11 protein-coding genes are annotated in these 14,273 nt (G+C 47.8%); 7 read left to right on the forward strand and 4 right to left on the reverse strand.

Annotated elements, in window-relative coordinates; translation table 11 throughout:
- Positions 1-69 precede the first annotated feature (69 nt).
- From L5M11_RS06310 to L5M11_RS06325, 4 genes are all read left to right on the forward strand, one after another.
- A complete protein-coding gene (locus tag L5M11_RS06310; protein ID WP_105251493.1) occupies positions 70-1,113 on the forward strand; it encodes a methyltransferase in 1,044 nt (347 codons plus the stop codon).
- A gap of 479 nt (positions 1,114-1,592) precedes the next feature.
- The gene (locus L5M11_RS06315) at positions 1,593-3,281 is read left to right on the forward strand and encodes a DUF342 domain-containing protein (protein ID WP_263191669.1); all 1,689 of its coding nucleotides are present in this window, start codon (positions 1,593-1,595) and stop codon (positions 3,279-3,281) included.
- Between the two features lie 232 nt (positions 3,282-3,513).
- Positions 3,514-3,891 (forward strand): DUF4144 family protein, encoded by a 378-nt coding sequence (locus tag L5M11_RS06320; RefSeq protein ID WP_028759298.1) that lies wholly within the window; start codon positions 3,514-3,516, stop codon positions 3,889-3,891.
- A gap of 231 nt (positions 3,892-4,122) precedes the next feature.
- Positions 4,123-5,265: a site-2 protease family protein gene (locus tag L5M11_RS06325; protein WP_173913176.1), complete on the forward strand. Its 1,143-nt coding sequence runs from the start codon at positions 4,123-4,125 to the stop codon at positions 5,263-5,265.
- 133 nt (positions 5,266-5,398) lie between these two features.
- On the opposite strand, the gene L5M11_RS06330 is transcribed toward L5M11_RS06325, so the two are convergent.
- From L5M11_RS06330 to L5M11_RS06345, 4 genes are all read right to left on the reverse strand, one after another.
- Entirely contained in the window at positions 5,399-6,862 is a 1,464-nt protein-coding gene (locus tag L5M11_RS06330; protein ID WP_263191670.1) for an efflux transporter outer membrane subunit, read from the reverse strand.
- 7 nt (positions 6,863-6,869) lie between these two features.
- Positions 6,870-8,888: a MacB family efflux pump subunit gene (locus tag L5M11_RS06335; RefSeq protein WP_263191671.1), complete on the reverse strand. Its 2,019-nt coding sequence runs from the start codon at positions 8,886-8,888 to the stop codon at positions 6,870-6,872.
- Positions 8,889-8,890: 2 nt separating this feature from the next.
- On the reverse strand, positions 8,891-10,123 hold the full coding sequence (locus tag L5M11_RS06340; RefSeq protein WP_263164845.1) for an efflux RND transporter periplasmic adaptor subunit: 1,233 nt from the start codon (positions 10,121-10,123) through the stop codon (positions 8,891-8,893).
- A 513-nt stretch (positions 10,124-10,636) separates the two neighbouring features.
- A complete protein-coding gene (locus L5M11_RS06345; protein ID WP_263185679.1) occupies positions 10,637-11,416 on the reverse strand; it encodes a TOBE domain-containing protein in 780 nt (259 codons plus the stop codon).
- A 205-nt stretch (positions 11,417-11,621) separates the two neighbouring features.
- Between L5M11_RS06345 and modA the strand changes: the two genes are divergently transcribed.
- From modA to modC, 3 genes are read left to right on the forward strand one after another with little or no spacing between them, the layout of a single operon-like run.
- Positions 11,622-12,413 (forward strand): molybdate ABC transporter substrate-binding protein, encoded by a 792-nt coding sequence (gene modA / locus L5M11_RS06350; RefSeq protein ID WP_263185678.1) that lies wholly within the window; start codon positions 11,622-11,624, stop codon positions 12,411-12,413.
- Between the two features lies 1 nt (position 12,414).
- Positions 12,415-13,152 (forward strand): molybdate ABC transporter permease subunit, encoded by a 738-nt coding sequence (gene modB, locus L5M11_RS06355; RefSeq protein WP_006083011.1) that lies wholly within the window; start codon positions 12,415-12,417, stop codon positions 13,150-13,152.
- Positions 13,146-14,231: a molybdenum ABC transporter ATP-binding protein ModC gene (gene modC, locus L5M11_RS06360; protein ID WP_263185677.1), complete on the forward strand. Its 1,086-nt coding sequence runs from the start codon at positions 13,146-13,148 to the stop codon at positions 14,229-14,231. The genes modB and modC overlap by 7 nt, the downstream gene beginning before the upstream one ends.
- Positions 14,232-14,273 lie beyond the last annotated feature (42 nt).

Consider the following 14,273-nt stretch of genomic DNA (forward strand, 5'->3'; position numbering starts at 1 on the left):
GATGCAAACTGGCTCGGGCGTGAATAACGGGTATAATGCCCACACTTAAGTTTATAGGTGCCTGTAACTGTGTTAACTAATCCATCGCAAGTCATTATTCGTAATCAAGACAGCCTAAGCCAACATAAGGTGTTAGTGCTCAATCATGAAGCCGATCTACTGCCAAAAGCCCTGCTCGATGTCGCGGCCTCGGTCGATGCCCTCGCCTTGGATTATCACCATTATTTACACTTAGCGCCGCACGCGAATTCAAAACTGCGTTGCTACTTCGGCCACGAACTGCCACATCAAGACCCAATTAAACCAGAAAAGTACGATACGGTTATCGTTTATTTCCCCAAAGCTAAACCCCTCGCACCCTATCTGTTTAACCTCGCCGCCAGCCATCTTGTGCCTAACGGCCAGCTATTAGTCGTTGGGGAAAACAAAGGCGGGATTAAGTCTTTAGTTAAACTCTTGCCTGAGTATTTTGCGACGGGAATGAAGCTCGATAACGCCCGCCACTGCCTGCTGTTTGGTAGCCATTTAGAGGGCAGCGCCCCGGCAATGAAACTTAGCGACTGGGTCAGTCAGTATCAACTCACAACGCCGCAAGGCGAGATCAGTATCTGTAATTTAGTCGGGGTATTTAGCGAAAAACGGTTAGATCTCGGCACTGAATTATTATTGTCACACCTACCAACACTCTCGGGCCGAGTGCTCGATTTTGGTTGCGGCGCTGGCGTAATCACCGCAGCTCTACTAAAAGCACAACCGAGCCTATCCCTAGAATGCGTTGATATTAATGCCATGGCGTTAGCTTCTTGCGAACTCACCCTCGCGGCCAATGGCATGACAGCCAAAGTGTATCCATCCGATGGGCTCACGCAAACCACAGGAAAATTTAACGGCATTATCTCTAATCCGCCGTTTCATGATGGCCTCGCCAGCACCACCAGCATAGCGCAGAACTTTGTTACCGATAGCGCTAAGCAATTACAACATAATGGTATTTGGCAAATAGTCGCCAATCGCCACCTGCCCTATTCCGATATTATCGCTGCCGAATTTGGCCAATTGAAAGTGGTTGCCGACAACAACAAGTACAAGTTGTATTACTTCCAGCACAAATAGATGTTTGATTAATAACGCGCAGATGCTTTCGCTGAAGCGCGTTATTGGCAACTCAGCCACTCACTCTTATCCCAATCCCTGTTTGTTTTCAGATAAAACCTCCCTTTCATCGTGTTACAAAATTCAATATTGTGATCTGCCGCATGCCAGCGATTCTGACAAGTCCTCACTTATAGTCACTCAACAGCCGTTCCTAACATAGGGATTCGATTTAAAACATCAAAATAATGGTTAAACCTAAAATCAATATAAGTTGTGGTTTATTCAGTAATTTTTGCTATAAAACCAGAGATAACACTGATTATAGGACTCAAATTTTTATAAAAAACTATTTTAAAATTCACTCATAGACCATTAACAACAAAATGACAACATTTGCTGATTTTGCAGCCAAAAAGGCTTCTTTACCCTAAGTTTCTACTGTTATACTCAAAACAGCTTCTTAACAAGAATAAAACGCAATTACTAGGAATGCCCCTATGCTGGACCCTGAACTCATAGAGCTAAACAGCGATAAGACAAAAGCTGAATTGCGCCTGATCCCTAATGTCCATGGTCCAGTCACCCATGAAGACATAATGCGCCTGTTGTCTTTACCTGAATTCGCCGCCCTGTTTCCGCTAGAGCCAGCCATTACTAAAACCGTCGCTAAAATCAACTCTCTTTGTAATCAAGACGATGGAAAATTTGAGCTCTATACTACTTTGGCCGAACGTCGCGATGGCAGCATAGCTATCGAGATTAGTCCCGATAAAATGCAAGCCAGCCTTAAACTTACCGCAGCATGGGGTGGTAAACAGATAGATTTGCCAGAGATCCTCACTCATCTCAAAAAAAACAACGTCTGCATGGGGCTAAGCAAACTCAAAATTCAAGCTCTACTAAAGCAACTCAGCACACTCAAGCCAGGGGAAATCTGCCAAAGCGAAATAGCCCAAGGCAAAGCCCCTGTTAATGGACTCAATGCGGTATTAGAACGCAAAGTATTCCTTGCGCGGGAACGCTTGCTTCAGCCACAAGAGCGCGAAGATGGCAGTGTCGATATGCGCAATTTAGGCGCAATGATCGTTGTTAAAGCCAATGATCTCTTGATGGTTAAACATTTAGCCACCGAAGGCACTCCAGGCTACAACATCAAGGGCGAAGTCCTTAAACAAAAACCAGGTAAGGATGCAGTGCTTCAAGCAGGTACAGGCACAGCTTTTCATCCCAGAGATCCCAATAAGCTGATCGCCACAGTGCCGGGGCAACCCGTCGAAACCCGTACAGGTATGAATGTCGATGATGTACTGCAACTTAAAGATGTCGACATCAGTACAGGCCATGTCACCTTCAAGGGCAGTATTTTAATCACAGGTGATGTCCACGAGGGCATGATAGTTAAAAGCTCAGGCGATATTACCGTGATGGGGTTTGTAGACTCCGCCACCCTTGAAGCGGAAGGCGATGTCACTGTGAGTAAAGGCATCATTGGCCGCCAGATTAAAGCCAATGAATACTCTACCAATATCTATTCTCAAGGGCAGATCAGCGCCCAATTTGTGCAATATTCTCAATTAGTTGCCAAAGGAAATATCTTAGTCACTAAACAGTTGCTGCACAGTAATACCAAAACCGCTGGCAGTTTAACGGTCAGCGATCCTAGCGGTCGTCGTGGTGATCTGGTTGGCGGAATCGCACACGCTGAAAAAGGCATCACGGCGGTTGTCATAGGTGCAACGGCAGGGACTAAAACTGACGTTTACTGCGCAATGGGACAGGCTGAACTCAAGCAAGATCTCAAGTTACTCGATGAGAGCGTTAAAGCTATGGTCGTCGCCAGTTTAGATATCGAGGCTCGCCTCAATAAACTGCCCCCCAAGTCAGAATGGCAAGCGGACGCGGTTATGATTGAGCAAATAAAGATGATGCTTGATGAGAAGAATCGCATCATGGACGAACGTACCCGTGAAGAGCTTGAATTCGATACCTTTAAACAAGAAGTCGAAGGCTACTACGAAAAATACCGTATCGAAGTGCTTAAACACGTATTCCTTAACATTGAGCTGCATATAGGTCCAGCAAATCACCGTACGGCACGTGAACACGGCACTTGTTGTATTGCCAATGTTAATCAAGAGATTAACTTTGACTATAACGCCAAGGCCAAAGCTGCACCGAGCACATAAGGTTCACTAGGGTTCTTAACGCCAGTGCTGAGGCGGCTTTCGCTCGGTAGCCAAACTCTGAACTCGTTCTGGCCTCTATCTATCTTCTCCAAGCGTGGCATACTGCTCACAGATAAACACACGCAGCAGTATGCCAAGTCATCTTCTTGCTAAATCCTAATCCTTGTCTACTGCCGCCGATTGATCTCAGAGAATACCTCAGAGCCCATTTTAAACTTCCTAAGGATCTGAAATGACTAGCGTTAAGATGTCGAGTATTGAATGGCCAGCGATTGTAAAACTGACTCAAAATGACGAATTACTTTACCTAGAACATCAAAGAGATTGGCTCGAACTGGCCTGTCTCTATCAGCATCACTTCATCGAAACCGATCAATTATTAGACTCCAAAGGGCAGCGATACCTTATCAGTGCCTGTCCACAAAAAATCCATGAAGATCCTGTTGGCGAATTACCTCGATTACTGCGCCAAAAACAGGATTTGCCACTCAATGAATTTATCAAATGGGTTCAAAATCATGCCCAAGCACTAGGACAATGTTGTGTCGCTAAACTGGCTTTCACGACAATTGCCCAAGGCATCGAAATTGTTCGTACCCTCGATGAATAAACAGCAAGCACATGATAAGCCATAATAAATGGCTATCAATAACTCAGTTAATCAATAAAAAACAATATGACCTTAAAAGCTAATATCCTCATAATCAATTCACAGGCATAATTTGCCGCGGTGTAACAGCGCTAAGCCAGACGGTAAAGCGCTTAAGATCCACTCCAAAATAACCGTTTTCTGCGTCGACTCAAGAGATGACGTTTAAGTTGGCACTAAATATACAAACAGATGGAACCGAAATTGGAACTACTTAAGATTGACTGCTTAGGCAAACAACTGCGCTTAGAAGGCTCGCTCGCGGGCTGGCAACAACTCTACTGGGACAACACCTTAGTCTCACAAAAAGAAGCTTCCGTCGATAATGGCGGCCTCAAAGTCCATGTCTTTGAGCTCACCCACCACAGCAGCCCGTTGGTGACAGAAAGTGGTGAGCAAGCCATCGCCATGACAGAAGCTAAAATCCAAGTTCGCCTCGAAACCGATCTCGTTTGGCAGCCTTTCCGCCTCGATTACTGCTTGCTGATGGATGACAAGATTATCGACCAAGGGCGACGGACAGAGAAAGATATCGAACGCCAAACACCAGAAACGCCCATCGTTAAGCAGCAAAAAATCAGCATGATAGGACTCGCCTCCCTCGGCTTTAAGCTGTTAAAAAGCGCTAAAGTCATAAAGGTAGTGTTAGCGGGCGCCAGTGTTGCCGCTTACTCTTGGCTATTCTCCTTCCAATTCGCCCTCGCACTTATCGCCTGTTTGGTATTCCACGAATATGGCCATATTCGCGCAATGAAATATTTTGGGATGAAAACCAAAGGGATTTACCTTATTCCCTTTATGGGCGGACTCGCGCTCTCCGATGAGAAAATTAATACACGTTGGCAAGATGTGGTGATTTCTATCATGGGACCGACCTTTGGGCTCTTGATGTCCATCGCTTCCTTGATTGCTTACCACGCAACGGGCAATGTGTTTTTTGCTGGCCTTGCCGCCTTTAATGCGCTGCTTAACCTATTTAATTTATTGCCTATTTTGCCACTCGATGGCGGCCATATTTTAAAGAGCATTAGTTTTTCGATGAACAGCATCATGGGGCTGGTCGCCTGCGCCGCCGGTGCCGCTTTCGGAGTGTATATCAGCTACACCTTAGGCTTAGCGCTATTGGGCTTCTTGTTGTTGATCGGCAGCTTAGAAATCATCTTCGAGTGGCGAACTCGCCATCAAAGCCATTTGCTGCCATTAGACAGATACGGGCAAATCTTCTCGGTTATTTGGTATTTGCTCACGGTTGGCGCCTTAGTCGGCATCATCTGGCACTTAGCCGGAACCGGCGATGATATGCTCAGTCTGCCGCTGCAAATATTACGCAGCTAATGTGGCTTAACGGCTAAACGCAGCGCAAAGGCACTAGCACGAGTGCCTACACTTGCACTTGCCCAACAAAAAACCGCTATTAATAGCGGTTTTTTATTTTTCTGTCGCGCTGTGATGCTTTTACAAAAATGCGCTATTCCTTTGCCAAAGGCGGGGCAATATCGCTGCCGCCAAGGGCTTGATAAAGCGTCGCTTGGGCGGTGAGTTGGTTATAGCGATTCTCGAGTAAAGCCGCCTCGGCGCTGCGACGATTCTCTTGGGCATCAATCCAATTCTGAATACCGATAGCGCCATTGCGGTACTGGCTCTCATAAATGGCTTCAACGGCTGCCGCTGCACTGAATTGCTGTGCCAACTTCTCCCCTTGATAACGATATTGCTGCTTAGCCGAAATCGCGTTATCGACATCTTCAAAGGCGGAATAAAGCGTCTTGCGATAATTCACCACTGCAGTTTGATAATCGATATCGGCAATGTCATTATTGATTTGCATTTGATTCCACTGCAAAAAGGGCAAGACTAGCCCTGCGCCTAAACTGCCAACGGGATTACGTAACAACTCTTTTAACTCAGAGGTCGACTCCCCAACACCGCCGGTTAAACTCAGGCTTGGAAAATAACTCGCATAGGTCGCATCTTTACTCGCCAAGGCGGAGCGCAGTTGATACAAGGAGGCCTTCACATCTGGGCGTCTCACTAATAAATCTGCGGGTACACCCACGCTAACGTCCGGCACTGCTACGTCGGGGAGTTGCTTAATCTCAACCCAAGTTCCCCCTGAGGCTAAACTCTGCGCAGGAACAGCTGCAGGTGCCTGATTCAGTAATATCACGAGGGCATTTTTAGCCACAGTTAATTGCTGAATAAGCTGGCTATGGGCAGCCTCTTGTCCCGCCATACTGCGCTGAGCTTCAAGCACATTCACTTGCGTCACGGCCCCAGAATCATACTGCCTTTGGGTTAATGCCAGCGTTTGCTGACTGTACTCGATACTCTTTTGGCTTAAATCAATCCGTTGATTTAAATAACCTATCTGCCAATACAAGGATGCGGTGGTCGCCACTAGGCTTTGGGTGGTACTTTCTCTATCTTCGGCGCTCGCCAGCGCAGCCCATTGAGCTTGGTCGATATTGGCCGACACTTTGCCCCACAAGTCCACCTCATAACTCACGGACAATTTCGCTTGATAACTCTTAGTCGCATCGCCACCCTCAAATGGCTGATTACGGGAAGCGTCAAGGTTTGCCGATAACTGTGGGTATAGATCATCCCGCGTTAGCCCTGCCTGCAAGCGTGCTTTACGCAGCGTTAAGGCCGCTAGGGTTAAGTCATTGTTAGTGCTCAATACTTGGCTGACCAGCTTATCGAGCTCGGGCTGATGAAACTGCTGCCACCAAGGATCAACTCTCACTTGCTCATTCACTGTGGTGTTTTGCCACTGTTCGGGAATAGCCAGTGCGGGCGGTTCAAAGTCTGAACGCATAACACTGCCACAACCACTCAACAGGGCTATGCACAGAGCTGGTCCCAAAGCCGTACAAACAGCAATAGCGCAGCTACGAGGCGAAAATGGTTGATTAAATAGTTTAGTATTCATGGTGTTATTATTCTCTGGCTAGTGCATCAACGGGATCTAACTGCGCCGCATTGCGGGCGGGTAAGAAACCAAATAGCACACCAATTAAGGTCGAGCAGGCAAAGGCAGCAACGATGGAGGTGGTGGAATAAATCATTTGGAAACTGCCCCCCGTTTGAGCAAACACCACGCCAATTAAGTAGGACAAGGCGATGCCTAAGGTGCCACCACACAAACACACTAAAATGGCTTCGATAAGGAACTGGCGCAAAATATCGTTCTGGCGCGCACCCACGGCCATACGAACACCGATCTCACGGGTTCGCTCAGTCACAGACACTAACATAATATTCATCACCCCAATTCCGCCAACGACAAGGGAAATCACCGCGATAGCCGAGATCAGTAAGGTCATGGTTGCCGTGGTTTTTTCAATGTTCTGCCTAATGGTATCGGTATTAATGGTGAAGAAATCTTGCGTGCCGTGGCGCATCTTAAGCAGCGCGATAATGCCCTGCTCCGCCGCGTTACTCGGCACAGTTTCATCGAGTCGAACGGTAATACCATCCAAATAATTTTTACCCACCATACGGCCAGAAACTGTGGTGTAAGGCACCCATACATTAAGCGCATCGCTGTTACCAAAAGCACTTTCTTTGGGTTGAGTCACACCTATGATACGTACGGGTAAATCTCCAAGGAAAATCACTTGCCCTATCGCCGAGTTATTGTCGGCAGCGCTGTTAGGGAAAAGCTCCTTACGGGTGTTGTCATCAATCACCGCATCTTGGGCGAGCGATGCGACACTGGCATCATCCCAAAATTGGCCCTGCGCTAACTCGTACCCTCTTACACGGAAAAACTCAGGTCCCACACCATTCACCGATGCCGATACCGCTTTATTACCAAAACGAACCGTTGCAGTAGAGCCAATGCTTGGCGTCACGCTATCAACATAGGGCAGATTTTTAAGGGCATTGGCGTCCGTAGCGGTTAAGGTGCGCACCCGCGCCGAGCGTCTATCGCCAAAACCAGAACCGGGGCGAATATCAATCGTGTTAGTCCCCATCGAACTGATACTTTTGAGAATGGCCTGCTGCGAGCCTTCACCTAAGGCCACCACAGAAACCACTGAGGCGATACCGATAATAATCCCGAGCATAGTCAAGAAGGTACGTAACCTGTGGGTCGACATCGCCACCAGCGCCATTTTAAGCGCTTCGACATATCTGTCCCACGAAGCCACCCGCGCACGAGAGCCGTCTTTTGCTGCCACTGCACCGCTAGGCTTTTGTGGCGCTGTATTTTGTAACGTTGAGCTTTGCGATGTCGAAGTTTGTGGCTTAGCCGTTTGTTTATCCTGACTGCGCTCATCGCTGATGATCACGCCGTCTTTGATTTCGATAATGCGGTCGGCATATTGGGCCACATGCATATCGTGGGTCACGATAATGATGGTATGACCGTCGCTGTGCAGCTCCTGCAACAACTGCATCATTTCTTCGCCGCTGTGACTATCCAACGCACCCGTCGGCTCATCGGCAAGGATCACATCGCCGCCATTCATCAAAGCACGTGCCACACTGACCCGCTGCTGTTGTCCGCCACTGAGCTGATTGGGTTTATGGTCAAGCCTGTCGCCAAGGCCTAAACGCGTTAACAAATGCTCGGCCCTGTCTTTACGAACCGTGCGTTCTTTACCCGCATACACAGCAGGTACTTCGACGTTGCCTATGGCGGTCAAATCGCCCAGTAAATGATAACGCTGAAAGATAAAACCAAAGTGCTCGCGGCGCAGCTGCGCTAACTCATCAACGTCCATAGTCGAGGTATCTTGGCCGTTAATAAAATACGCGCCCTTTGACGGCTTATCTAAACAACCAAGAATGTTCATTAGGGTCGATTTACCCGAGCCAGAAGCACCTACTATCGCCACCATCTCGCCACGGCCAATCGACAAGTTCACATCTTTCAGCACAGTGAGTTGCTGCTCACCCGCCTGAAAAGTGCGATAACAACCTGAAATTTCAAGTAATGCCGTTGTCACTGTTAAAACCTCACGCTAGGTGAGCGACGTAATTTACTGCTGCCATCATCGGAAGACGGCATGCCAAGCACAACCTGATCGCCTTCCTTCAAACCCGCGGTGATTTCAGCATTGATTTTGTTGTTAATCCCCACAGTGACATCCACATATTGCACTTGGTTATCAACTAACACAGGCACTTGATATTGCGGGCCGCTGCGGGCTTTACGCTCGACAGACTTAGCCTCTGGCACCGCGGATTTCTCCCTCGGCTTTATACGCAATATCTGCGCAGGCACTAATAGCGCATCATCGGCCTTAGCTAACACTATGGACACCTGCGCCGTCATGCCGATACGCAAGGTGCGGTCAGGGTTTTCTACATCAAACAGACCATGGTAATAAATAGCGTCTGAGTCGCTAGAGCTCATATTGCTATCGTCGCCATCCATCGAAATCGGCCCAGGCTCAATCGCCCTCAAAACGCCACGGTAGGGATGATTCGGTTTTCCAAGGACAGTGAAATACACGGCTTGACCCGGATGGACATTGACAACATCGGCTTCGGAAATCTGCGCTTTAACTGTCATGGTATCCAGCTGCGCCATTTCAACTATGGTCGGTGTTGTTTGATTAGCGTTAACGGTTTGCCCCACTTCTACCGCGGAATACACCACAGTGCCATCCATCGGCGCAGTAATTTTGGTATAACCTAAATCGATTCTGGCACTGTCGACGTTAATCTCAGCCTGTTGTTTTTGCGCTTCTAATTGCTCAAGCTCGGCTTGATAAACCGTTAGATTAGCATCGGCCACTTCATAATCGGCACGAGAACTGGCCTTATCGGCAAGCATTTGCTGCTGGCGGCTAAATTCCAACTTAGCTTGGCGGATCTGCGCCTGTTTGGCGCGGAACTGAGCATTGATACTCTTGAGTGATGCGAGGGCATCCTTCAAATTATTCTGCTGCGCTAAGCTATCAATCTGAGCAATCAAATCGCCTTTCTTTACTTCATCACCCAGTGCCAGCGGCAAACTTAAGATTTGCCCCGATACCTGTGCGCCTACACTCACCAGTTTGGATGCCTGCAACATGCCATTGGCAAGTACTGAGTTTTCGATATCGCCACGGCGCACCGCTTCAGTTACATAGGTAGGTGCTGTTTCAGGCTTATGCCACATAAAATAAGCACCGCCACTCAGGAGGATTAAGCCGCTTAACGCGAGCAGCAATTTACGCTTTGAGGATTTTTTCATCGGTATTGTCGTGTCCATCAATGCTAAAGACAGCAAGCATTCATCTTGCTAAGGAACTGAAATTGTTCCAACAGTATATAGAGTTAGCCAAAGACAGTAGACGAAGGAAGTGTCGTTAACAGGTAAAGATTTGCAAATATCTGTGTAGAAATTGACAAGGAAAGCACGATTGAGTGGTGCTTAGACTGCCATGCCAATTTAGTGCGATACCAAATCGTCAGGTGATAAATTGTTGTTGTCTACATTCTATGACTATGCCACTTGTGGTAGTTCAGCCATTCAAACGAATCTAGATACAGACTTCATTTGATTCTGTTTCAAGAAAAATCAACGTTGTAAGGTGAAGCCCCACGACGTTGATCTTCTCTAAAAGAATGAAAAATACAAATCAAGTTCGTAAATAAAAGAAACCATTAGATTCCCCACCAACCCATTGCGAAAACAATAACGCCAAGTCACTGGCCATCCACAGTGAATAACCCAATGATTAATCGAATTAATTATTCAATTCGACTAATTCATGCTGGCGAGGATCACCTGCGTGACATCAAAACAGGCGAAACATGATTCGCCGACAGCCAAACTCTGCATTTGGGTGAGTGGCATCACTGAATAGATGATGTCTTTGCCATCAATATCTATGGCTAATTCGGCCTTATCGCCAAGTTCAGTCACGCTCAGCAAACGACCGCTTAGGCAATTTTGCCCATCCACTTCACAGGCATGAGTCGTCGCCAGTACAGCGGGGGCTTTAAACAGTAACAACACAGATTTATCCAGGGCTAACTGCAAGCGTTCGCGGCTCGAATGGGTCACTGAAATCTGAATCTGTTGTCCGCCCGCTAAGGTCACGCTGATTTTGTCATTTAATCCAAATGAGTCAATGCTATTGATACGCCCCGTTAACTGATTGCGGGCGCTGGTGTTGAGAGAGAAATGCGCCATCACATCCAATAAACTGTGCATATCGACGGACTCATCGAGCAAGGCAGCCAAAGCCATTTCTTGTACTTGGGAGGTGATGGAATACACCTTAAGCAACCGTTCGCCAAATTCGGTGAGTTTAGCGCCGCCACCGCCTTTGCCGCCCTTTTCGCTACACACTACGGGTTCGGGCATGGCGGTGTTCATCTCATTGATCGCGTCCCACGCCGCTTTATAACTGATCCCCGCAAGCTTGGCGCCTTGGCTGATCGAGCCTGTGTTGGCAACCTGCTCAAGCAGGCTTATCCGCCTAGGATTGGCGAAGGGCTTATCCCCGAGGGAAAGCGTAAGTAATGCATGTAAATCCATCGTCTATCCAGCACCCAAGTCTGACTTGAGTCCTATTGTCCTTCATCGTCTTGAGGATACCAATAAGATTGCCGAGATATTTCAGCGGATGAATGCCATTAATCCGCAAGAAACCGCACACAGATCACTAATTGATTGCTTAGGGCTTGAATGATCGATATATAGATTGGTATATAACGATCACTTTTTATCACGGAGGAACACAATGAAATCCATTCACCTTAAGCAATTACTGCGTTTTACCACGGCTTCGTTATTTACAATGGTACTGACATCTAGCCCAATTTTTGCGGCAGACAATGAGCAAGTGACTGTTTTTGCAGCGGCATCGCTCACCAATGCACTTAACGAAATCGGCCAGCAATATGAAAAAGAACACAATACTAAGGTGATATTCTCCTTCGCCTCTTCTTCAACACTGGCAAAACAAGTGGCCAATGGTGCGCCCGCCGATCTGTTTGTCTCGGCGAATCAAAAGTGGATGGATTATCTGGTCGATGCAAAAGCGGTCGATGTTAACAGCCGAAAAACCTTGTTAAAAAATACCTTAGTCTTGATTGCCGAGAAAAATAGTCCCATCACAGAAGTCGTGCTCAATGGCGATTGGGATATTAAAGCCGCATTAAAAGGCAGTCGTATGGCTGTTGGCGATCCAGATCATGTGCCTGCTGGACAATATGCCAAGCAAGCCCTCGAAAACCTCAAGCTATGGCAAGCCGCTGAGCCCTTACTCGCCCGTGCTAACAATGTCCGTGCCGCCCTCGCTTTGGTTGAACAGGGTGAAGCGCCGCTTGGCATAGTGTATTCAACCGATGCGAAAGTCGCCCAAAAGATCAAAATCGTTGGCACCTTCCCAGAAACGAGTTACAGCCCAATTGAATACCCTGTCGCCTTAGTCAAACAAGAATCGACCGCAAGCGCCAAAGCGTTCAATGAATATCTGCAGGGCCCAAGCGCAAAAAATGTGTTTGAGAAATATGGCTTTGGAGTGAATTAGGGTGCTGAGTGGTTCTTTGTTAAGCGGCTCTCTGCTAAGTGGCTCTCTTTTGAGCGACTATGAAATTGCCGCACTGCTGCTCAGCTTAAAGGTGTCATCCGTTGCCGTTATCGCCAGTTTACCCTTGGGTATTTTATGCGCTTGGTTGCTGGCAAGGGTCGAGTTTCCTGGCAAGGCTATATTTGACAGTGTGCTCCATCTACCACTGGTGTTACCGCCTGTGGTAGTGGGTTACCTCTTGCTGATCAGCATGGGCCGCCAAGGTTTTATCGGCCAGTGGTTATTTAATTGGTTTGGCATCAGTTTTAGCTTTAGTTGGCGCGGTGCGGCCCTCGCGGCGGCGATAGTGTCATTCCCGCTGATGGTCAGAGCCATACGCCAATCCTTTGAAACCGTTGATATTCGACTCGAACAAGCCGCACGCACTTTAGGTAGCAGTCGATGGCGGGTATTTCTCACCATCACACTGCCGCTCACCTCACCAGGGATAGTGTCGGGGATGATTATCGCCTTTGCCCGCAGCCTAGGGGAATTTGGCTCGACCATTACCTTCGTTTCTAATATTCCCGGTGAAACTCGTACTATTCCGCTCGCCATGTACTCTTTTATTGAAACCCCAGGGGCAGAATATCAGGCCATGCGTCTGTGCATTATCTCAATAGTGATCGCACTAGCATCTTTACTCGCCTCCCAATGGCTGAGTAAAAAAGCCCTGCAGAGGACAGCAAGCGTATGTTAAGGATCAATATTGAAAAACGGCTCGGACAACTGCAACTGAAAGTCGATACCCAATTGCCATTGCAAGGCGTGACAGCCGTTTTTGGCCGCTCGGGTGCGGGTAAAACCTCGCTAGTGAACCTGCTCGGCGGGCTTTCGACCCCAGATAGCGGTGAAATCCGCCTCGGTGACAAACTGCTTTATCAACAAGGCAAAGTGAACCTTCCCCCAGAGAAGCGCCAAATTGGCTATGTATTTCAAGAAGCACGACTGTTCCCGCACTATAGCGTGAAGGGCAATCTCAACTATGGTGTGCGTAAAGCTAACCCAGTCTTGTTCGATAGAATTGTGCAACTACTAGGGATTGAAAAACTCCTCAGTCGTTATCCCAGCACGCTATCTGGCGGTGAAAAACAACGGGTTGCCATTGGCCGTGCCCTGCTGACATCACCTGACATGCTGCTGATGGATGAGCCGCTGGCATCACTCGATTTACCCCGTAAACGCGAGTTACTGCCCTACCTGCAAACCTTATCGCAGGAACTAAAACTGCCGATTTTGTATGTGAGCCACAGCTTAGATGAGATCTTACAACTGGCGGATTATATGCTGGTGCTGCATCAGGGAAAATTGATCGCCCAAGGGGCCTTAAGTGAAGTGTGGAATAGCGAGCAAATGCGCCCTTGGGTGCCATTGCAGGAACTCAGCTCACTCCTCAGTGCAAAGGTCGCCGACAGACATCCCGACTACCCCATGACTCGACTCGTGATGGATGATGGAAACTATTTGTGGGTAAGTGGCTATCTGGCTGAAACGGCGAAGAAACTCAAAGTGCGTATTCAGGCAAATCATGTCTCGGTTTGCACTGAGATCCCCAAAGGCTCAAGTATCCGCAACCTGCTAAAGGGAGAAATTAAAGAGTTATACCCCAGCGATAACGGCGAGCAAATCCAATTAAAAATCGCCCTAGGCCGCGATGAACTTTGGGCCAACATCACCCCTTGGGCCTGCGACGAACTGCAACTCACTCATGGCAAAGCGATTTATGCACAAATCAAAGGCGTGACTATGACACAAATGGATATCGCCGAATCCCACTAGCTCAACCTAGAGCACCGTTCGAAAACCAAATTTCAGGCACAA

This window comes from Shewanella sp. SM87 (genome assembly GCF_025653705.1).
Taxonomy (GTDB): domain Bacteria; phylum Pseudomonadota; class Gammaproteobacteria; order Enterobacterales; family Shewanellaceae; genus Shewanella; species Shewanella oncorhynchi.